This window comes from Streptomyces sp. NPDC005266 (assembly GCF_040607655.1).
GTDB lineage: Bacteria > Actinomycetota > Actinomycetes > Streptomycetales > Streptomycetaceae > Streptomyces.
On the sequence record NZ_JBEXHC010000025.1, the window covers coordinates 114,007 to 114,324 of the forward strand.

At 69.2% G+C, this 318-nt stretch carries 1 protein-coding gene; it reads right to left on the bottom strand.

What is annotated here, in order from left to right:
- Positions 1–318 (bottom strand): tetratricopeptide repeat protein (locus ABZU99_RS31045; RefSeq protein WP_356228086.1); only part of this gene is annotated, 318 nt, incomplete at both ends.

The following is a 318-nucleotide window of genomic DNA, read 5'->3' on the forward strand; positions in this document are numbered from 1 at the left end:
CTCCCAGATGGATGGAGAGGTTGTTCAGGCTCGTGGCGAGGTCGGGCAGGAAGGCGTCGGGACGCGCCGCGGCCAGTTCCCGGCGGACGGTGACGGCTTCCTCGATGGCGGTCAGTGCATCCTCATGCCGCCCCAGCTCTCCCAGCCGGCCGGAGAGGTTGTTCAGGCTCATGGCGAGGTCGGGCAGGAAGGCGTCGGGACGCGCCGCGGCCAGCTGGCGGTAGACGGTGACGGCTTCCTCGATGGCGGTCAGTGCGTCCTCATGCCGCCCCAGCTCTCCCAGCCGGATGGAGAGGTTGTTCAGGCTCGTGGCGAGGT